This window comes from Burkholderia sp. BCC0419 (genome assembly GCF_902830285.1).
In the GTDB taxonomy this organism is placed as follows: Bacteria; Pseudomonadota; Gammaproteobacteria; order Burkholderiales; family Burkholderiaceae; genus Burkholderia.
This window is the reverse complement of sequence record NZ_CADESR010000001.1, coordinates 1,712,487-1,730,737: the sequence shown is the minus strand read 5'-3', so window position 1 is coordinate 1,730,737 and position 18,251 is coordinate 1,712,487. Positions and strand designations below refer to the sequence as shown.

Genomic DNA, 18,251 nt, shown 5'->3' with positions numbered 1-18,251 from the left:
GAAATCGAACGATGGGGAAGGGTGCATGACGGCGTGGCTGACGGTAGTGGGCATCGGCGACGACGGTTACGCGGGGCTCGGACGCCACGCGCGGCGCGCGCTGCTCGACGCGACGCACGTGGTTGGCGCGAAGCGGCATCTCGACATGCTGCCCGCGCGGCTGCGGGCCGCGCGCGAAGCATGGCCGTCGCCGTTCGACCTGTCGGGGCTGCTCGCGCGCCGCGGCGCGCCCGTGTGCGTGCTCGCGAGCGGCGACCCGATGCTGTTCGGCGTAGGCGCGACGCTCGCCCGTGAGCTTTCTCCCGACGAATGGCGCGTGCTGCCCGCGCCGTCGTCGCTGTCGCTCGCGGCCGCCCGCCTCGGCTGGGCGCTGCAGGATGTCGGCGCGGTCTCGCTCGTCGGGCGTCCGCTCGCGACACTGGCCCGCCACCTGTTGCCGGGCCGGCGCCTGTTCGTGCTGAGCGCCGACGGCCGCACGCCGGCCGCCGTCGCGGCCGAACTCGCCGCCCGCGGCTTCGGGCCGACGCGCGTCAGCGTGTTCGAACATCTGGGCGGCCCGCTCGAGCGGCGTATCGATGGCCTCGCACAAGACTGGAACGTCGACGAAACGGCCGCGCTCAATCTCGTCGCGCTCGACTGCCGGGCGGGCGCCGATGCGCCGCGCCGCGCGCTCACGCCCGGCCTGCCCGACGACGCGTACCGCCACGACGGCCAGCTCACCAAGCGCGACCTGCGCGCGATGACGCTCGGGCGCCTCGCGCCCGCGCCCGGCGAACTGCTGTGGGACGTTGGCGCCGGCAGCGGCTCGATCGGCATCGAATGGATGCGCGCGCATCCATCCTGCCAGGCGATCGCGATCGAAGCGCATGCGGAGCGGCAGCGCTTCATCGAACACAACCGCGATACGCTCGGCGTGCCGGGCCTGCAACTCGTCGCGGGCCGTGCGCCCGATGCGCTCACGGGGCTCGCCGCGCCCGACGCGATCTTCATCGGCGGCGGCGCGACGGCGCCCGGCGTGCTCGACGCGTGCTGGGCGTCGCTGAAACCCGGCGGACGGCTGGTCGCGAACGCGGTCACGCTGCAGGGCGAGATGGCGCTCGCCGCGTGGCGCGATGCGCATGGCGGCACGCTCACGCGCGTGTCGCTCGCGCATGCCGAACCGCTGGGCCGCTTCGACACGTGGCGGCAGCCGCTGCCGGTCACGCTCTACGACGTGCGCAAGCCCGACGCGGCCGACACGGCCGGCTCGTCGAATATGTCGATTCCATCGAACGCAACGGACGCGTGATGCGCGACGAAACCCCCGAACGGCCCGCGCCGCTGCGCTTCGGCTACACGACCGGCAGCTGCGCGACCGCGACGTCGCTCGCGGCCGCGCGGCTGCTGCTCGCGGGCCAGGCGGACGACGCGGTCGAGATCGTGCTGCCAAAGGGGCAGCGCGTGATGATGCGGCTCGAATTCTGCCGCGCCACGGCCGACGGCGCCGAAGCCGGCACGATCAAGGATGCCGGCGACGATCCGGACGTCACGCACGGCGCGCTGATCTTCGCGCGCGTCGCGCTCGCGGCGGCGCCCGGCGTGCGCTTTCATGCCGGGCCGGGCGTCGGCACGGTCACGCGTGCGGGGCTCACGCTGCCGGTCGGCGAGCCTGCGATCAACCCGGTGCCGCGCCAGATGATGACCACGCACCTGGAAGCGCTTGCAGCCGAGCACGGCTACGCGGGCGGCTTCGACGTGACGATCGGCGTCGAAGGCGGCGAGGCGCTCGCGCTCAAGACGATGAACCCGCGCCTGGGTATCGTCGGCGGGCTGTCGATCCTCGGCACGACCGGCATCGTGCGGCCGTTTTCGTGTTCGGCCTATATCGCGTCGATCCACCAGGGCATCGATGTCGCACGCGCGAACGGCATCGAGCATATCGCCGCGTGCACGGGCAATACGAGCGAGGACGCGATGCGCGCGCACTATCATCTGCCCGACATGGCGCTGGTCGAGATGGGCGATTTCGCGGGCGCGGTGCTCAAGCACCTGCGGCGCGCGCCGATCGCGCGGCTGTCGATGTGCGGCGGCTTCGGCAAGCTCAGTAAGCTCGCGGCCGGCCACCTCGACCTGCACAGCCGCCATTCGAGCATCGACCTGCCGCTGCTCGCGCAGTGGGTGGCCGAAGCCGGCGCGAGCGATGCGCTGCAAGCCGCGATGCGCGCCGCGAACACGAGCCAGGAAGCGTTGAAACTGGCGCAGGCCGACGGCGTGCCGCTCGGCGATCTCGTCTGTGCGCACGCGCTGCGGGTGGCGCGCGACATCGTGCCGCCGTCGGTCGCGGTCGAGATGTTCGCGATCGACCGGCAGGGCCGCTTCGTCGGGGAGGCGCGATGAGCCCACGCATCCTGCTGCTCGGCGGCACCGGCGATGCGCTGAAAATCGCGCGCGCGCTCGGCCCGCATCATGTCTATAGTCTCGCCGGCCTCGGCAAGACGCCCGACGACTTGCGCTGCGACGTGCGCGTCGGCGGTTTCGGCGGCGCAGCGGGGCTCACCGCGTATCTTCGCGACGCCGGCATCGGCCTCGTGATCGACGCAACGCATCCGTACGCCGCGCAGATCAGCGCGAACGCCGCAGCGGCGACGCACGACGCGGGCGTGCCGCTCTGGGCGCTGCGACGCGCGCCGTGGACGCCGCAGCCGGGCGACGACTGGCGGATGGTCGACGACTGGGCCGGCATCGAAGCCGCGCTCGCGCCGTTCAAACGCCCGCTGTTCACGCTCGGCCGCGAACCGCTCGCGCATCTCGACGCGATCCCGCCGCACCAGTTCTGGCTCGTACGCTGCCTCGATGCGCACCCCGGCAACGCCCGCGCTCAGATCGTCGCCGCGCGCGGGCCGTTCACGCCCGACGGCGAGCGCGCGCTGTTCGCGCTGGCGGGCATCGACGTCGTCGTCAGCAAGAACAGCGGCGGCGCGGCCACCGAGGCCAAGCTCGACGTCGCGCGCGAACGCAGGCTGCCGGTCGTGATGCTGCGCCGGCCGCCGCTGCCCGACGCCGACCGCGCGTTCGACTCGGTCACGGCGCTCATCGACGCACTCGATCCGGCCGCGCGCGCCTGACGCGACGCAGCGGTCATCCCACGAATTGACGGAGAAATTTCGATGACGGTGTATTTCATCGGCGCGGGCCCCGGTGACCCGGAGCTGATCACGGTGAAGGGCCAGCGCCTCGTGTGCACGTGCCCGGTGATCCTGTATGCGGGCTCGCTCGTGCCGGCCGCCGTGCTCGACGGTCACTGCGCGGAGCAGGTCGTCAACACGGCCGAGCTCGACCTCGACGCGATCGTCGCACTGCTCGCCGCCGCGCATGCGAACGGGCAGGACGTCGCGCGCGTGCATTCGGGCGATCCGTCGCTGTACGGTGCGATCGGCGAGCAGATCCGCCGCCTGAAAGCGCTCGGGATTCCGTACGAAATCGTGCCGGGCGTGACGGCCACGGCCGCGTGCGCGGCGACGCTCGGTGTCGAGCTGACGCTGCCCGGCGTCGCGCAGACGGTGATCCTCACGCGCTTCGCGGGCAAGACGACGATGCCGGAAGGCGAAGCGCTCGGCTCGCTCGCCGCGCATCGCGCGACGCTCGCGATCCATCTCGGCGTGCGCCATCTCGCGCGCATCGTCGACGAAGTGCTGCCGCATTACGGTGCCGATTGCCCGGTGGCGGTGATCTATCGCGCGAGCTGGCCCGACGAGGAACGCGTGACGGGCACGCTGGCCGACATCGTCGGCAAGGTGCAGGGCACACAGATCGAGCGCACCGCGCTGATCCTGATTGGCCGCGTGCTCGACGCCGAAGGGTTCGCGGATTCGACGCTGTACGCGAGCGTGGGCTGAGCCCGCACGAACCAACCGGTACTTTCGCGCAGGCCGGGCCACTTCGCGCGATCACGACGCGCAAGCCACTTCACAAGGACAACGTTGAATGGATACCCGTATTCGATCCGGCATGTTCGGCATCGCGGGATTGACGGTCGCGCTGCTGGCGGCATCCGCGGTCCATGCCGCCGGTGAAGTCACCGAAGCCCGCGCCGTGCCTTTCGCCGAAGTCGCAAAAACCGCCGTGCCCGATCGCGACTGGCCGCGCAAGCTTTGCGAGTTGGCATCGACATCGTGCGGCGTCGTCGGGCAGTCCGCCGACGCGGACAACGCACCGTCGCTGTACCGCGCCCGGAACGACGCGTCGGGCATTTACTACGCGATCCTGCCGGGCCCGCAGTTGCTGAAAGCGAGTTTCACGCCCGCCGCGGGCTGGAAGGTCGTGCAGCGCTGGGATTTCTCCGACTACCAGCCCGTTGACCGGGTCGACGGCGACGGCGAGCCGCCGCCACTTCGAATCTATCCCGCGCTGTACCCGTTGGGCGGCGAACGCTTCTCGGTCGCGGTGCTCGCGGGTTGGTCCGAAAGTTATTCAGGCGGCGGGGGAAGCTGGGAAAACGCCGATTTCGTCGAATTGCGGCCGAACGGCGAACATGCCCGCACACCGCGCGTATCGAGGCTCCCGTTCAGCTGCAACAAGCAGATTCGAGCCTGCTTCACCGAGCACGACTATCAGCACTCGCCGCATTGCAGTGAGGACTTCGACGGTTCGCTACGGCTGCGCTTCGTGCCCGGTGCAAGCGCCGGCAATCTCGACTGGATCGCCACCTGGAAAGAGCGCCATTGGCCGGGCCAGGAACCGCAAAGCAAGACCGGGCATACGTCGGTTTCCGTCACGTTGCCGTCCGGACCAGACCCGGCCGCCGCAGGCAACGCGCTGCGCGGCAAGATCTCGTTTTGCGAGCCGGTCAACTGAGCGGCGGCCGACGCTATGCGCGCGCGGCGTGCAGCACCCGCTTCGGCGCAAACCCCGCCGCCAGCGCGAACAGCGCGACACACAGGCACGCCATCGCGACCCACGCGGGCGTCAGGTCCGCGAGATGCTGGCGCACGATGCCGGCCGCGAACGGAAACAGTCCGGCGACCAGGTAGCCGATCCCCTGCACGAACCCCGTCAGCGACGCGGCATCGGCGGGCGTCGCCGCATGGTCGACCGTGACGATCAGCGACAGCGGAAACAGCGGGCCGATCCCCGCGCCGAGCAGCAGCGCGGCCGGCAACGCGAGCGCGTCGGGCGCGGCCAGCATCACCAGCAACCCGGCGAACAGCGACGCGATCGCCGCATGCAGCGCGGGCCGGCGATCGGGCAGGCGGTCGATCGTTGCGGCAATCGTCAGCCCTGCGACGACTTCCGCGAGCGTCACGCCGCCGAGCAGGCTGCCGGCCGCGGTCGGCGACCAGCCGAGCCGCATGTAGTACGGCGGCAGCCACGCGAGCACGAGCGTGTAAGCGCCCGTCGCGATGCCGAAGAACAGCGCGAGCCGCCATGCGCGCGGCGAACGCGACGGCCGCTCACCCGATACCGACGCCGGCCCGCTGGCCAGTGCGTCGCCGCCACGGCTGGCCAGCGGCCAGGCCAGTGCGGCGACCGCTGCCGGCAGCGCCCAGCCCGCGAGCGCGGCGAGCCAGTTCCAGCGCGCCGCGGCGAACGGCGCGACGACGCTCGCGAGCACCGCGCCGCCCATGATCGACGTCGAATAGACGCCCATCGAGCCGCCGATGCGCGTCGCGAAATGCGCCTTCACGAAGCCGGGCAACAGCGCCTGCACCATCGCGATCCCGACGCCCGCGCAGCACGCGCTCGCGAGCAGCAGCCATGCGTGCTGCGCCCCGACGCGCGACACGCACGCCAGCCCGATCAACGCGACGCCGAGCCACACGCCGCCCGCGATCCCGGTGATGCGCTGCAGGCGCCGCGCGCTCAGCGCACCGAGCCCCATCAGCAGAATCGGGATCGTCGTCAGCAGGCTGGCCGCGCCGTCGCCGATCCCCGTCGCGCGCTGGATCATGTCGAGCAGCGGCCCGACCGCGGCGAGCGCCGGCCGCAGGTTCAGCCCGACGAGCACGATCGCGGCGAGCCGCCATCCGGGGGAAGTGAAGCGATTCATTGCATGGTCCTCGATATCGATGCGCGGCTGCCGGCGAGGCGCCGCGCGTTTTCAGGTAAAGTATCTCGACATCAAGATAAACGGCGATTTATCTCGACGTCAAGATAACTGGTGAGCCGAGGAGGGTTAATGGATCGAGCCGAGCATGCGCTCGCGCAATGGCGCGCCGAGCGCCCGGATCTCGACGCAACGTCGATGGTGGTGATGGGGCGGTTGCAGGAAGCCGCGCTCGTGATCGCGCGCGATCGTCTCAATCCGCTGTTCGCGCGCTACGGCATGCAGCCGGGCGAATTCGACGTGCTCGCGACGCTGCGGCGCAGCGGTGCGCCGTTCGCGCTGACGCCGACCGCGCTGTACGACGCGCTGATGATGTCGTCGGGTGGGATGACTGCGCGCATCGACCGGCTGCAGAAGGCGGGGTGGGTCGAGCGCCGGCCGAACCCGGCCGACGGGCGCGGCACGCTCGTCGCGCTGACGGATGCCGGGCGGGCGCTGATCGATGAAGCGGTTGTTGCGCACATCGATAATCAGCGTGCGCTGCTGGCTGTGTTGTCGGCGGGGGAACAGGCGCAGTTGTCGGATCTGCTGGGAAAGCTGCTGGCGGGGTTGGGAGGCGCGGCGCCGGATGGGGAGGAAGGGAAGTCGCGTTGAAGAATGCGTGATGCAAACGGACGCGGCGGGCAAAAGAGTTCTTCGTGAATTTTCGTGGACGTCGCTTGCCAACCCACAAACGTCTTTCGAGCCAATGCTAGGGCTATGACCGATTGCAAGCTGGAACGGCCATTCGCGCAGTCTTCCCGCTGGCAAGTTCTCGGCCTGATCCGTCATTCGGTATCGACGTTGGTCAGGCTGCGACTGACTGCTTTCCTGTATCGAAACGATCATCCAACCACCATTTCATTTGCCAGCCGTGACAAGAGTCGGCGGTCGCAAAGGCTGTTCAAGGGGTCAAATACAACCGTTGATTTTCGGCAAATACCATGCCTGTTCGACCAAAGAGGCTGAGCCAAGGCATTCAGCGAAGGCCTAGACAGATACACCGAGAAACCAAGTGACGCCGTCCGTATCGTTATCGTCGCCACGGACATCTGCATGTCCGATATCTCATACACGCGCACCGAAGACTTCCCTCGTGTATCACCGACGTTCATGGCCAAAGACGTACGATTTGCCGACGCGTGAGAGAATCGCTAAAGTTGCATCTAGACTTCGAATCGCTGCGCCGAACTAGAATGTGGCGGCCCCACTCTTCGGATTTCGTTAGATGAGCACACTGCAAAATACAACACGGGTTGGCGACGAATTCGAGAAACGTATTTTTGAGCTGTTTCGAACAGAAATAGACGCTGAGCGCCTTCCGTTTAAAAGAGAATGCTGCAAGCTTTTTTCAAAAAAAGGCTACCATTCGCGCGATCGCTGTTCGGAAATTGTCTTTGATATTGCAATCGAACTGTACTTTCCCGGGGCGCAGGAATATTCAATGCTGCTTCTCATTGAGTGCAAGCGATACTCACATGCTGTACCGGTTGATGATATCGAAGAATTCTTCACAAAGGTTCAACAAGTCGGAGCCGCGAACACAAAGGCTGTGGTGGTCAGTACAGCGGCATTTCAAAGGGGTGCGCTTGAGTTTGCAAAGGCCAAGGGAATTGGCCTTGCACGTTATTTCGGGCCAGAAAATTTTAAATGGGAATTGAGGCGCTCACCGTCAACGACAGTTCGAAGAAACGCTGATTCAAATGGGAATGTTGAACTGGGACTTTCCGACGAAACGTTCAAGAGCTCATCGTTCGATTTCTATTTTCAATCGCCTAGGCGGCTGACTAATTCGCTGTGGGAATTTATTGACGATGCTTTTTCTGACCTTACATCGGCGCCGGGCGTAGCCATAGGAGAATTGAAGAACCTACGACGCGACTTGGAAGAAGTCGCTTTCGTTGGAAAAGGAGCAATTGAAGAGATGGGTGCATCCGTCCTATCGAGAATCGGCTACGCCGACGGTGAAGTCGCGCTTCAAGAAATCTGCAGGCTGGAGGCTGAACGAACTGGACTCCAGTTGCGGCTGAACCACCCAGTGGTCAATTCGGGCGCAGGGCAGGATGCACTAGGACGCATCACGTTTGATCCACCGATCATCGATGTCTACGCGCAACAGGAGCCAAACCGAGGCCGAGAACGGTTCACATTGGCCCACGAGATGGCGCACTACTTCCTTGATCACGGTCGATATCTGATAAGCGAATCTTGTGATAACGACGACTTCGTTCTACACCGTGCAGGTCTGAATGACGCGGCAATTTCACGCCTCGAATTTCAAGCTAATTACATGGCTTCAAGCATACTCTTGCCGCGCGCCCAAATTATTGCCGATTTTAACAACCTCCTTCAGACAATCGGGTTATCGGATAAAGGATTTGGCTCACTGTACGTGGACGATCAGCCGTGCAACATACAAAATTACGATTTTATAACGGGACGATTGATGCAAAAGTACGGTGTATCTCGTAGTGCGGTTCGAATCAGGCTGGAGACTCTTGACTTGTTGCGAGACAATCGACGCCAAGTCGCTGTGGGAAAAATGTTGCACCGATAGCAGGCCCTCCGAATCTGCAGAGAGTGACCGCTTGCGGACCACGAGATCGACGAGACGAAGGTCGCAATGGGGCGCGAGCGTGAGTCTGCTCATGCGAGAAGCTCACCGACGGCGATTTGCCGCATTGCTGACGCGAACCTCAGTCTTCGGCAACGTCGGCTTTGGCCACAAGCGCGTCGCGCATTGGGCGGGTTTCGAAGTGAACTAGCCGTTCAAGTGACCACTGCACGGCTCAGGCGAGAGGCAGAAATTGGCCAAACACCGACAGTCTTCCCAGCGCTCCCCAAAAATTCGCGATGACCCCCCAAAAACCGCCGCACAATGCGGCGGGCGTCGCAGGTCGCGGGCCGCACGTGGTGCGCCCGCGTAACCGATCAGCCGCGCGCCGGGATATTGAGCCCCCGCGCGACAGCCGGCCGCTCAACAAACGCATCGAGCACCCGCTTGACGTGCCGGAATTCGCTGAACCCGACCAGATCGCCTGCTTCGTAGAAGCCGACCAGGTTGCGGACCCACGGGAAGATCGCGATGTCGGCGATCGTGTAGCTATCGCCCATCACCCACTGGCGGTTCGCGAGATGCGCGTCGAGCACGCCGAGCAGGCGCTTCGACTCGTCGACGTAACGGTCGCGCGGGCGCTTGTCCTCATAATCGCGGCCGGCAAACTTGTGGAAGAAGCCGACCTGGCCGAACATCGGCCCGATGCCGCCCATCTGGAACATCACCCACTGGATCGTCTCGTAGCGACCCGCGAGATCCTTCGGGATCAGCTGGCCCGTCTTGTCCGCGAGATAGATCAGGATCGCACCCGATTCGAACAGCGGCAGCGGCTTGCCGTCGGGGCCGTTCGGATCGATGATCGCGGGGATCTTGTTGTTCGGGTTCAGCGACAGGAATTCGGGCGACAACTGGTCGTTCGTGTCGAAGCGCACGAGGTGCGGCTCGTACGGCAGGCCCGTTTCCTCGAGCATGATCGACACCTTGACGCCATTCGGCGTCGGCAGCGAGTAGAGCTGGAGACGGTCGGGATGCTGGGCCGGCCATTTTTGCGTGATCGGGAAGGCGGACAGATCGGGCATGAAGGTTCGCTCGTCGAAGTGAATGATCCGCGCTGCGTTCGCGCTGCCGCGCCCAAACACGATCCACGGCGCGGCGGCGGGCCGGAGCGCGCCGAAGACGCCCACTGTAGCCGATCCCCGGAATCGATGCTGGCGCCGGCTACGCACGTGCCCGCGCCGCCTGGCCCGATGCCGTCAGAAGTTGTGCCGCAGCCCGACCATCGCGGCCGTCGTGCCGACGCCTGGCGCGACCGGCTGCCCGTACACGAGCATCTGGTCCATCGTGCCGCGGTTGTTCACGTGGCCGACCTGCGCATAGACCATCGTCCGCTTCGACAGGCTGTAGTCGGCCGCGAGCACGATCGCCGTCGAGCGGTTTTCCGAACGGTTGCGGTCCTTCTGGTAGTACACGGCGGAGCTCACCTGCAGCGCGGGCGTGAAACGATAGCCGACACCTGCCGACAGCATGTCGAGGTTCACCTTGTCCGCATGCGACGGATTCCTGCCGTTGCCGTACGACGCCGACACCGAGAAATCGCGGTTCGTGTATTTCGCGCCGACGTAGGCGAAGCGATTGTTGTCGATGCCGGTCGGCGCGACGCCCGGCGCCGGATTCGTGTCGTGGCCGTTGTAGTAGACGGCCGACGCATTCAGCCCGTAGTTCGCATACCTGAGCACGACTGATTCGCGCGTGCCGCCCTGGAACTGCCCGGCGACGCCGCCCGGCGCGTATTCGAGCGCGATCGACGCGCCCGCGAACGTCGGCGACTGGTAGACGAGCGCATTGCTGTCGTACAGCGCGCCGATCGAGCCGTTGGTGCTCGTGCCCGGCCAGCCCGCGGCGGTATTCAGGCCGAGCCATGCGGTCAGCACGCTGCCGAAGAACTGCGCGTTGCGCACGTCGGTGTCGGCCATCGCGTAGATCATCGGCACGATCTGGCGGCCGGCCGTGAACGAACCGAACGGGCCCGACACGCCGAGCGACGCGACCTGGTTGAAGATCGCGACGGCGCCCGGCGTGTCGCTCAGTTGCAGCCTGCCGGTACCGCTGTCGAACGAACCCTGCAACTTGAAGTTGACCTTGTAGCCGCCGCCGAGATCCTCGCTGCCCTTGATCCCCCAGAAGCTCGAATAGATGCCGCCGTCCTTCATCCGGAACACCTTGCCGGTGTTCGGCGCGCTCGGGCTGAACGACGCGGCCGACGTGCTCTGGTACAGCAGGCCCGTGTCGATCACGCCGTACAGCGTGACGGAGGATTGCGCATGGGCGAGCGCCGAACAGCCGGCAAGCGCCGCGAGCACGGCCAGTTTCGTCTTCATCGAAGTCTCCAGGATCGTCATGGACCGGACGGGATCGAGCCCATCCGGGTAAAGCGGGGAAGCATCGAGGCAGCGGGAAGGCGCGACATGCGGCGCCGGCGCGAGCCGTGCGGAAAGACTACGCAACGGCAGGCAGCCGCTCCCCCCCATGCGCGGGGGGCAGGGTTGCGGAGAATCGGAGGGGGATCGCCGGCTACGCTGCCACGGGCGGGCAGTTCAGGCCGGCATCAAGGCGCGCTTTCAAGCAGCCCGAGCACCAGCGCGCGGCGCACCGCATGCTTGCGCGAGCTCGCGTCGAGCTTGCCGAACAGGTTTTTCAGGTGCCATTTCACGGTTTCCTCGCCGACGGCGAGCGCGACCGCGATCTCCTTGTTCGACAGGTTGCGCGCGAGCAGTTCGAGGATCGCGCGCTCCTTCGGCGTCAGCACGACGCTCGGCACCGCACGCGGGCTCGCCGCGCCACGCGGGGCCGGCGGCACGATGCGCGGCTGCGGCAGCGCGTGTCGCGCGGGGCCGTCACCGGCGGCCGCCTCGTCGCCGACGCGGCGCGCCCAGTCGGCAACGGCCGGATGCGCGTCGGCGAGCGTGCGCGTGAGCCCGAACATGTCCGCGAGGTTCATCGCCTCGTCGAGCAACGCGCGGCCGCCGTGCCCCGATTGCTCGAGCGCGAATGCGCTGAGCGCCATGATCTCGATGCGCTCGCGGCCCAGGCTCATTTCGCGGGCCAGCACGGCGGCTTCGTCGAGCGCCGCGCACGCGTCGTCCCAGCGACGCGCGGCAAGCGCCGCATACGCATGCGCGGTCGCCTGCAGCAGCACGACGGGGCGCCGCCACAGCGGCCCGTGCGCGGGAAATTCAGCCGCGGCGATCGCATCGATCCGCTCGACCAGTGCATGGCAGGTCGCCTCGCGATAACGCGCCGCGTGAATGCGCACCTGCTCGGCGAGGCTCGCGACCGACAGGCGCGGCAGCCGGCGGCCAACACCCATCGCGTCGAGCGCCTCGAGCAGGTCGATCGCGCGATGCTCGACGCCCCGCAGCAGCGCGATGCGCGCGGCCGTCCGATAGCCGAGCAGCACGGTATCGGGCGTGCCCGCGTGTTCGAGCACGTCGAGCCGGTTCGCGAGCAGCGCGGCGGCCTGGTCGACGCGATCGGCCTCGTACGTGATCGCCGCGCACATCGCCGCGAGCATGCAGGTCAACGGATGGCGCCGCCCGAGATCGGCTTCCGCGCGCGCCAGCGCCGGCGACAGCGCGTCGTCCGCGAGCCGGATCTGGCCTTCGCGCAGATAACTCAGGCCGGTGATCAGCTCGCCCCAGCGCGCGACGTAGCCGAACCCGGCCGCCGTCTCGCCGCGCGGCGCGGCCTGCTGGAAACGGCGCGCCTGCGCCGGTTCGCCGACGATGATTGCGCGCGCCGACAGCCGGTTCGCGTGCATTTGCGCGAGCCACGTCGCCGCCGGCGGCGTGAAGTCGGCCCACGGCTCGAACAGTTCGACGAAGCGGTCGATTTCGTCGGCGTAATACGCGGCCGCACTGAGGATCAGCGCGCATTCGTAGCGCATCGCGGCCGGCGTGCCGTCGTCGGCCAGGATGCCCGCGATCTGGCGCTGCGCCTCGACGTGGCGCTCGCCGAGCGCCAGTGCCCACGCGACCGCGATCCGCAGCGTCGGGCGCTTGTCGAGCTCCGTATCGGGCAGCAGCGCGAGCCAGTCGAGCACGTCGTTGATGCGGCCCTGCTTGATCGCATCCTCGAGGCAGCGCTGCGCGAGCGCGTACGCGATCTCGAACTGGCCGGCCGCATACGCGTGGCGCGCGGCTTCCTCGGTCATTCCGTGTGCGTCGAGCCAAGCGGCCGCGCGGGCATGCAGGGCGTTGCGCTCGGTGGCGGGGCGCGCAGCCAGCCGATCGCGCAGCGTGTCTCGCACGAGCGGATGCAGCCGGCACCAGTCCGAATCGTCCGAGGCGATGAACAGCGGCGTGTCGCGCGCCAGCCGCGCGAGACGGTCGGGCGCATGCGCATCGTCGAGCAGCGCCGCGCACAGCGACGGATGCAGGCGATCGGCGATGCTCGTGCGCGTCAGGAACGCGGTGTCGTCGACCGACAGGTTCGCGAGCAGCAGCTCGACGAGCCGGTCGCGCGTACCGTCCACGCGTTGGGCGAGCGCATCGACTGCCTGGCGCGGATCGGCCGAGCGCGCCATCGCGGCCATCGCGAGCTGCAGCCCGAGCGGCCAGCCGTCGACGCGCTCGAACAGCCGCGCGCACGCGTCGGCATCCACCCGTTGCGCGAAGCGCGCGCCGACCAGCGCGATCGTCTCGTCGAGCGTGAAGCGCAGCCAGTCGGGGCCCGCCAGCGTGCATTGGCCGCCCGCGAGCAGGTCGCCGGCCGCGTGATCGAGCCCGCGCCGCGCCGCGACGGCGACATGCAGGTTCTGCGGTGCGTTGTGCAGCACGTAGGTCAGCGCATCGAGGCCGGCGGCCGGCAGCCGCTCCGCGTCGTCGACGATCAGCAGCGCTTCCATCGACAGTTGCGCGACCTCGGCCAGCCACGCGGTCAGGCCATCCAGCGCACGCGCCGCGCCGCCCGGGATCAACCGCCCGAAACCCGGCCGCGCGCAGCCGGTTCGCACCGCCTGCACGAGCCCCTGCAGCAGCCGCGGCGCGTCGTCGCGCTCGTCGGCCGACAACCACACGACCGCGCGGCCGAGCGCGACGGTTTCGCGGCGCCATTGTGCGAGCAGCGACGTCTTGCCGTAACCGGCCGGCGCCTGCACCAGCGTGACCGGGCGGCCGTCGAACGCCGGCGCGGCAAGGCTCAGCCGCGCGCGGGCGAGCAACTGCGCCGGCACGCGCGGCGCGGTCGTCTTCAGGACCAGTTCGGTGGGGGGCGCGTCGGCGCGATCGGGTGGGTGGGCCATCGGGGCAGCAGTGGAGTCCGGCGGGGCCTTGCGGGCCAGCGTCCGGGGTGGGCGTGGGGGAAGGATCGGTCGAACCGCGTTCGCGCGTCAATCCCCCCCGCGGCGAGTGGGGCCGCGCCGGCACGGCGCCGATAGCATGGATTCCGATGCATGACGAACACGACGAGGAGGGCAGCCATGAAGATCGTATCGACCGGCGCGCAGTGCAGCGCGCCGACCGCCGGATAAGCGGAGCGGCACGATGTACCGCCATCTGCTCGTGACGGTCGACGGCGCGCCCGGCGGCATCGACGCGATCGGTGATGCGCTCGAACTGGCACGTGCGGTCGGTGCCCGCGTCACGTTCGTGCTGCCCACCGCCTCGCCGGACTCGCGTTTATCCGGAGCGCGGCTGCCGGAACACGGTGCGAAAGTGGAAGCCGCCGCGCGGGCGCAGGGCCTGTCCCATGCGATCGCGGGGGCCGGCCATCCGGCGGCCGGCGATCCGGGGGCCGGCCATCCGGGGGCCGGCCACCCGGTGAGCGGCGACGCATCACCGGGCACGCTGGCCGCCGAACTCGACTGCGACCTGATCGGCGTCGCGGCGCTGCCGGCCGATGCCGATGCGGCGGCCTGCGCCCGGCGGCGGCAATTGCTCGCGACGAGCGGCGTGCCGGTGCTCGTCTGCCCGTCGCACCGGGCGCCCGCAGCGGCGCGCGTGATCGCGCGTTGCCTCGATGCGCATCGCATGGTCGGCGTGCTGCTGCACGCGCTGATGGCGTCCGGCGACGCCGCGCACGCGCCGCAGCGGCAAGCGGCTGACGCACGGCGTGCGCTGGCGTCGCTCGCCGCGCTGCAGAACGCCCGGTTCGGCACGGCCGACGAAGCACGGCTGTTCGCGGCATTGCGCGTTCGGACGGAGTGCGTCGCGGCCGAACTGGACGAACTCGACCGCCAGCGGCAGCGCGACACGCACGCCCTCGGCGCGCTCGCCCGGCTCGCCGAAGACGGGCTGCCGTCGGCCGCGTTCGACACCGCGCTGGCCCGCTATGCGCACGGCGCGTTCGAGCAGATGGGGCGGATGGAAGGCGTGATTTTCCCGGCCGCGCGGCGCTACCTCGGCGACGCCGACTGGGCCGGACTGGACCAACCGCCGGCGGACGACGCAACCGCGACGACGCCGGGCACGAACGAACCCGCCGATGCGCGACGCGCATCGGACTGACGACTGACGGAGAACAAGATGGCACATGCAGTGCGATTCCATGAAACCGGCGGCCCCGACGTGCTGCGCTGGGAGGCGGTCGACGTCGGCGAGCCGGGCCCCGGCCAGGTGCGCCTGCGGCACGAGGCGGTCGGCCTGAACTTCGCCGACACGTATTTCCGCAGCGGCCTGTATCCGGTTCCGCTGCCGGCCGGCATCGGCGTCGAGGCGGCCGGCGTGGTCGAGGCCGTCGGCCCGGGCGTGACGAACGTCGCCGTCGGCGACCGCGTGACCTACACGGGCTTCCTGAACACGCTCGGCGCGTACAGCACCGAGCGGCTGATCGCGGCCGCGCCGCTCGTCCGGCTGCCGGCCGGTATTGCGTGCGAAACGGCTGCCGCGATGACGATGCGCGGCCTCACGTCGGCCTACCTGCTGCGCCGCATCCATGCGTTCACGCCGGGCGACACGATCCTGCTGCATGCGGCCGCCGGCGGCGTCGGGCTGATCGTGTCGCAATGGGCGAAGCTGCTCGGGCTCACGGTGATCGGCACCGTGTCGAGCGAACACAAGGCCGCGATCGCCCGCGCGCACGGCTGCGACCATACGATCGACTACAGCCGCGAGGACGTCGCGAAGCGCGTGCGCGAGCTGACGGACGGCGCCGGTGTCGACGTCGTGTTCGACAGCGTCGGCAAGGACACCTTCGAAGGCTCGCTCGATTCGCTGAAGCGGCGCGGATTGATGGTCTGCGTCGGCACCGCGTCGGGCCCGATCCCGCCGTTCGATCCGCAGCGCCTCGCGATGAAGGGCTCGCTGTACCTGACGCGCCCGGCGCTGGCCGACTACATCGCCGATCCGGCCGAGAAGAACGACCTGGCCGGCGAACTGTTCGCACACGTCGCGGCCGGCCGCATCAAGATCGAGATCAACCAGCGCTACGCGCTGCAGGACGCCGCGCAAGCGCACCGCGATCTCGAATCGCGCAAGACGACCGGTTCGTCGGTATTCATCGTCTGAGGAGGCGCGCATGCGAGTCGAACCCCTGACCTGCGCGATTGGCGCGGAACTGCTGGACGTGAGCCTCGCCGACGCCGTGCACGACGACGGCCTGTTCGCCGAGATCCGCACGCAGTTGCTGCGCCATCGCGTGCTGTTCCTGCGCGACCAGGACATCACGCGCGCCGAGCACGTCGCGTTCGCGCGCCGCTTCGGCGAGCTCGAGGATCATCCGGTCGCCGGCAGCGATCCCGAGCACCCGGGGCTCGTGCGGATCTACAAGTCGCCCGACCAGCCGAACGACCGCTACGAGAATGCGTGGCACAGCGATGCGAGCTGGCGCGTGGCGCCGCCGTTCGGCTGTGTGCTGCGCTGCATCGACGGTCCGCCGGTTGGCGGCGACACGATGTGGGCGAACATGGTGCTCGCATACGAGAACCTGCCGGCGCACGTGAAGCAGCAGATCGACGACTTGCGTGCACGCCACAGCATCGAGGCGAGCTTCGGCGCGGCGATGCCGATCGACAAGCGCCTCGCGCTGAAGGCGCAGTATCCGGACGCCGAGCACCCGGTCGTGCGCACGCACCCCGAAACCGGCGAGAAGGTGCTGTACGTGAATGCGTTCACGACGCATTTCACGAACTTCCACACGCCCGGGCGCGTGCGCTTCGGGCAGGACGCGAACCCCGGCGCCGGCCAGCTGCTGCACTACCTGATCAGCCAGGCTTATATCCCCGAATACCAGGTGCGCTGGCGCTGGAAGAAGAACAGCGTCGCGATCTGGGACAACCGCAGCACCCAGCACTACGCGGTGATGGACTACCCGCCGTGCGTGCGCAGGATGGAGCGCGCGGGCATCGTCGGCGACGTGCCGTTCTGACCTCAGCGCCCCCGCACCGTAACCGATTCTCGACCCAACGCAACGCAACGCACCGGGCCCGCCGCCCGGCGCGGTGGGATACGCACGCCTGTACGGTCGTACGCCCGAAACACAACGATTCCCACTGGAGGACGACATGCAATTTCTCGACGATTCGCTGCACCCGGAAAACCAGGACAAGGTAGTCATCACGGTCGCGCCGTACGGCCCCGAATGGATGCCCGCCGATTTTCCGGAAGACATTCCGGTGACGATGGACGAGCACGTGCAGAAGGCCGTCGATTGCTACGACGCGGGTGCGACGGTGCTGCACCTGCACGTGCGCGAACTCGACGGCAAGGGCAGCAAGCGGCTGTCGAAATTCAACGAGCTGCTCGGCCGGCTGCGCGAAGCGGTGCCCGACATGATCCTGCAGGTCGGCGGCTCGATCTCGTTCGCGCCGGAAGGCGACGGCGCCGAAGCGAAATGGCTGTCCGACGACACGCGCCACATGCTCGCCGAGCTGACGCCGAAGCCCGACCAGGTGACGGTCGCGATCAACACCGTGCAGATGAACATTACCGAGCTGATGAGCCGCAAGGACATCGCCGGCACGTCGCTGAACGAAGCCGCGCTGTGGGACGCGTACCGCGAGATGACCGTGCCGGCCGGCCCCGGCTGGGTCGACGAACACCTGCGCCGCCTGCAGGCGGCCGGCATCCAGCCGCATTTCCAGCTCACCGGCATGCACGCGCTCGAAACGCTCGAGCGGATCATCCGCCGCGGCGTCTATCGCGGCCCGCTGAACGTCACGTGGGTCGGCATCGGCGGCGGCTTCGACGGCCCGAATCCGTACAACTTCATGGAATTCGTGCGGCGTTGCCCGGACGGCGCGTGCATCACGCTCGAATCGTTGATGAAGAACGTGCTGCCGATCAACACGGTCGCGATGGCGCTGGGCCTGCATCCGCGCTGCGGGATCGAGGACACGATCATCGACCAGAAGGGCAACCGGATGACGTCGGTGCAGCAGGTCGAGCAGTGCGTGCGGATCGCGCGCGAGCTCGGCCGCGAGATCGCGACCGGCAAGGAGGCGAAGGCGATCTACCGGATCGGCGTGCAGTACGACGGCGTCGACGAGACGCTCGCGCAGCTCGGGATGGCGCCGAACCGCCGGCCGGGCCAGGTGAGCGTGCCGCTGCGCGCGGCCTGACGCGCCGCGCATCCGGGCGGCCCGCGAGCGCCGCCCGCCGATCGATGTGGCGCGGCACCCATCCTCGCGTATCGGTATTG

At 68.2% G+C, this 18,251-nt stretch carries 15 protein-coding genes; 11 read left to right on the top strand and 4 right to left on the bottom strand.

Features of this window, described 5'->3' with window-relative positions:
- The first annotated feature begins 25 nt into the window (after positions 1-25).
- From cbiE to HWW87_RS07725, 5 genes are all read left to right on the top strand, one after another.
- The gene (gene cbiE, locus HWW87_RS07745; protein ID WP_175820690.1) at positions 26-1,288 is read left to right on the top strand and encodes a precorrin-6y C5,15-methyltransferase (decarboxylating) subunit CbiE; all 1,263 of its coding nucleotides are present in this window, start codon (positions 26-28) and stop codon (positions 1,286-1,288) included.
- Positions 1,288-2,376 carry a cobalt-precorrin-5B (C(1))-methyltransferase gene (locus tag HWW87_RS07740; RefSeq protein ID WP_175819830.1) on the top strand — a complete coding sequence of 363 codons (1,089 nt, stop codon included), beginning with the start codon at positions 1,288-1,290 and terminating at the stop codon, positions 2,374-2,376. The genes cbiE and HWW87_RS07740 overlap by 1 nt, the downstream gene beginning before the upstream one ends.
- Complete coding sequence (locus HWW87_RS07735) at positions 2,373-3,104, top strand: cobalt-precorrin-6A reductase (protein WP_175819829.1); 732 nt, start codon at positions 2,373-2,375, stop codon at positions 3,102-3,104. The genes HWW87_RS07740 and HWW87_RS07735 overlap by 4 nt, the downstream gene beginning before the upstream one ends.
- A 42-nt stretch (positions 3,105-3,146) precedes the next feature.
- Positions 3,147-3,875, top strand: a complete 729-nt coding sequence (cobM, locus tag HWW87_RS07730; protein WP_175819828.1) for a precorrin-4 C(11)-methyltransferase — start codon at positions 3,147-3,149, stop codon at positions 3,873-3,875.
- Positions 3,876-3,963: 88 nt separating this feature from the next.
- Positions 3,964-4,833, top strand: a complete 870-nt coding sequence (locus tag HWW87_RS07725) for a hypothetical protein (protein ID WP_175819827.1) — start codon at positions 3,964-3,966, stop codon at positions 4,831-4,833.
- Between the two features lie 13 nt (positions 4,834-4,846).
- Here HWW87_RS07725 and HWW87_RS07720 read toward each other — a convergent pair whose 3' ends face one another.
- Positions 4,847-6,025 carry an MFS transporter gene (locus HWW87_RS07720; RefSeq protein WP_175819826.1) on the bottom strand — a complete coding sequence of 393 codons (1,179 nt, stop codon included), beginning with the start codon at positions 6,023-6,025 and terminating at the stop codon, positions 4,847-4,849.
- Positions 6,026-6,154: 129 nt separating this feature from the next.
- Here HWW87_RS07720 and HWW87_RS07715 point away from each other — a divergent pair, with 129 nt between their 5' ends.
- The gene (locus HWW87_RS07715) at positions 6,155-6,676 is read left to right on the top strand and encodes a MarR family transcriptional regulator (RefSeq protein WP_175819825.1); all 522 of its coding nucleotides are present in this window, start codon (positions 6,155-6,157) and stop codon (positions 6,674-6,676) included.
- A gap of 613 nt (positions 6,677-7,289) precedes the next feature.
- On the top strand, positions 7,290-8,618 hold the full coding sequence (locus HWW87_RS07710) for an ImmA/IrrE family metallo-endopeptidase (protein WP_175819824.1): 1,329 nt from the start codon (positions 7,290-7,292) through the stop codon (positions 8,616-8,618).
- Between the two features lie 374 nt (positions 8,619-8,992).
- Here HWW87_RS07710 and HWW87_RS07705 read toward each other — a convergent pair whose 3' ends face one another.
- From HWW87_RS07705 to HWW87_RS07695, 3 genes are all read right to left on the bottom strand, one after another.
- Positions 8,993-9,697, bottom strand: coding sequence for a glutathione S-transferase N-terminal domain-containing protein (locus tag HWW87_RS07705; RefSeq protein WP_175819823.1), 705 nt, complete (start codon positions 9,695-9,697; stop codon positions 8,993-8,995).
- Positions 9,698-9,871: 174 nt separating this feature from the next.
- A complete protein-coding gene (locus HWW87_RS07700) occupies positions 9,872-10,996 on the bottom strand; it encodes a porin (RefSeq protein WP_175819822.1) in 1,125 nt (374 codons plus the stop codon).
- 227 nt (positions 10,997-11,223) lie between these two features.
- A complete protein-coding gene (locus HWW87_RS07695) occupies positions 11,224-13,917 on the bottom strand; it encodes a LuxR C-terminal-related transcriptional regulator (RefSeq protein WP_175819821.1) in 2,694 nt (897 codons plus the stop codon).
- 241 nt (positions 13,918-14,158) lie between these two features.
- Here HWW87_RS07695 and HWW87_RS07690 point away from each other — a divergent pair, with 241 nt between their 5' ends.
- From HWW87_RS07690 to HWW87_RS07675, 4 genes are all read left to right on the top strand, one after another.
- Positions 14,159-15,121, top strand: coding sequence for a universal stress protein (locus HWW87_RS07690; RefSeq protein ID WP_175819820.1), 963 nt, complete (start codon positions 14,159-14,161; stop codon positions 15,119-15,121).
- 18 nt (positions 15,122-15,139) lie between these two features.
- Complete coding sequence (locus tag HWW87_RS07685; protein WP_175819819.1) at positions 15,140-16,120, top strand: quinone oxidoreductase; 981 nt, start codon at positions 15,140-15,142, stop codon at positions 16,118-16,120.
- A gap of 10 nt (positions 16,121-16,130) precedes the next feature.
- The gene (locus tag HWW87_RS07680; RefSeq protein ID WP_175819818.1) at positions 16,131-16,979 is read left to right on the top strand and encodes a TauD/TfdA family dioxygenase; all 849 of its coding nucleotides are present in this window, start codon (positions 16,131-16,133) and stop codon (positions 16,977-16,979) included.
- Positions 16,980-17,115: 136 nt separating this feature from the next.
- Positions 17,116-18,171: a 3-keto-5-aminohexanoate cleavage protein gene (locus tag HWW87_RS07675; protein WP_175819817.1), complete on the top strand. Its 1,056-nt coding sequence runs from the start codon at positions 17,116-17,118 to the stop codon at positions 18,169-18,171.
- The last annotated feature ends 80 nt before the right edge of the window (positions 18,172-18,251 follow it).

Excerpts from the sequence above, each read along its gene's own strand:
- HWW87_RS07735 (WP_175819829.1), top strand. The coding sequence starts at position 2,373 with ATGAGCCCACGCATCCTGCTGCTCGGCGGCACCGGCGATGCGCTGAAA.
- HWW87_RS07715 (WP_175819825.1), top strand. The coding sequence starts at position 6,155 with ATGGATCGAGCCGAGCATGCGCTCGCGCAATGGCGCGCCGAGCGCCCG.
- cbiE (WP_175820690.1), top strand. The coding sequence starts at position 26 with ATGACGGCGTGGCTGACGGTAGTGGGCATCGGCGACGACGGTTACGCG.
- HWW87_RS07685 (WP_175819819.1), top strand. The coding sequence starts at position 15,140 with ATGGCACATGCAGTGCGATTCCATGAAACCGGCGGCCCCGACGTGCTG.
- HWW87_RS07740 (WP_175819830.1), top strand. The coding sequence starts at position 1,288 with ATGCGCGACGAAACCCCCGAACGGCCCGCGCCGCTGCGCTTCGGCTAC.
- HWW87_RS07725 (WP_175819827.1), top strand. The coding sequence starts at position 3,964 with ATGGATACCCGTATTCGATCCGGCATGTTCGGCATCGCGGGATTGACG.
- HWW87_RS07720 (WP_175819826.1), bottom strand. The coding sequence starts at position 6,025 with ATGAATCGCTTCACTTCCCCCGGATGGCGGCTCGCCGCGATCGTGCTC.
- HWW87_RS07695 (WP_175819821.1), bottom strand. The coding sequence starts at position 13,917 with ATGGCCCACCCACCCGATCGCGCCGACGCGCCCCCCACCGAACTGGTC.
- HWW87_RS07710 (WP_175819824.1), top strand. The coding sequence starts at position 7,290 with ATGAGCACACTGCAAAATACAACACGGGTTGGCGACGAATTCGAGAAA.
- HWW87_RS07700 (WP_175819822.1), bottom strand. The coding sequence starts at position 10,996 with ATGAAGACGAAACTGGCCGTGCTCGCGGCGCTTGCCGGCTGTTCGGCG.
- HWW87_RS07680 (WP_175819818.1), top strand. The coding sequence starts at position 16,131 with ATGCGAGTCGAACCCCTGACCTGCGCGATTGGCGCGGAACTGCTGGAC.
- HWW87_RS07690 (WP_175819820.1), top strand. The coding sequence starts at position 14,159 with ATGTACCGCCATCTGCTCGTGACGGTCGACGGCGCGCCCGGCGGCATC.
- cobM (WP_175819828.1), top strand. The coding sequence starts at position 3,147 with ATGACGGTGTATTTCATCGGCGCGGGCCCCGGTGACCCGGAGCTGATC.
- HWW87_RS07675 (WP_175819817.1), top strand. The coding sequence starts at position 17,116 with ATGCAATTTCTCGACGATTCGCTGCACCCGGAAAACCAGGACAAGGTA.
- HWW87_RS07705 (WP_175819823.1), bottom strand. The coding sequence starts at position 9,697 with ATGCCCGATCTGTCCGCCTTCCCGATCACGCAAAAATGGCCGGCCCAG.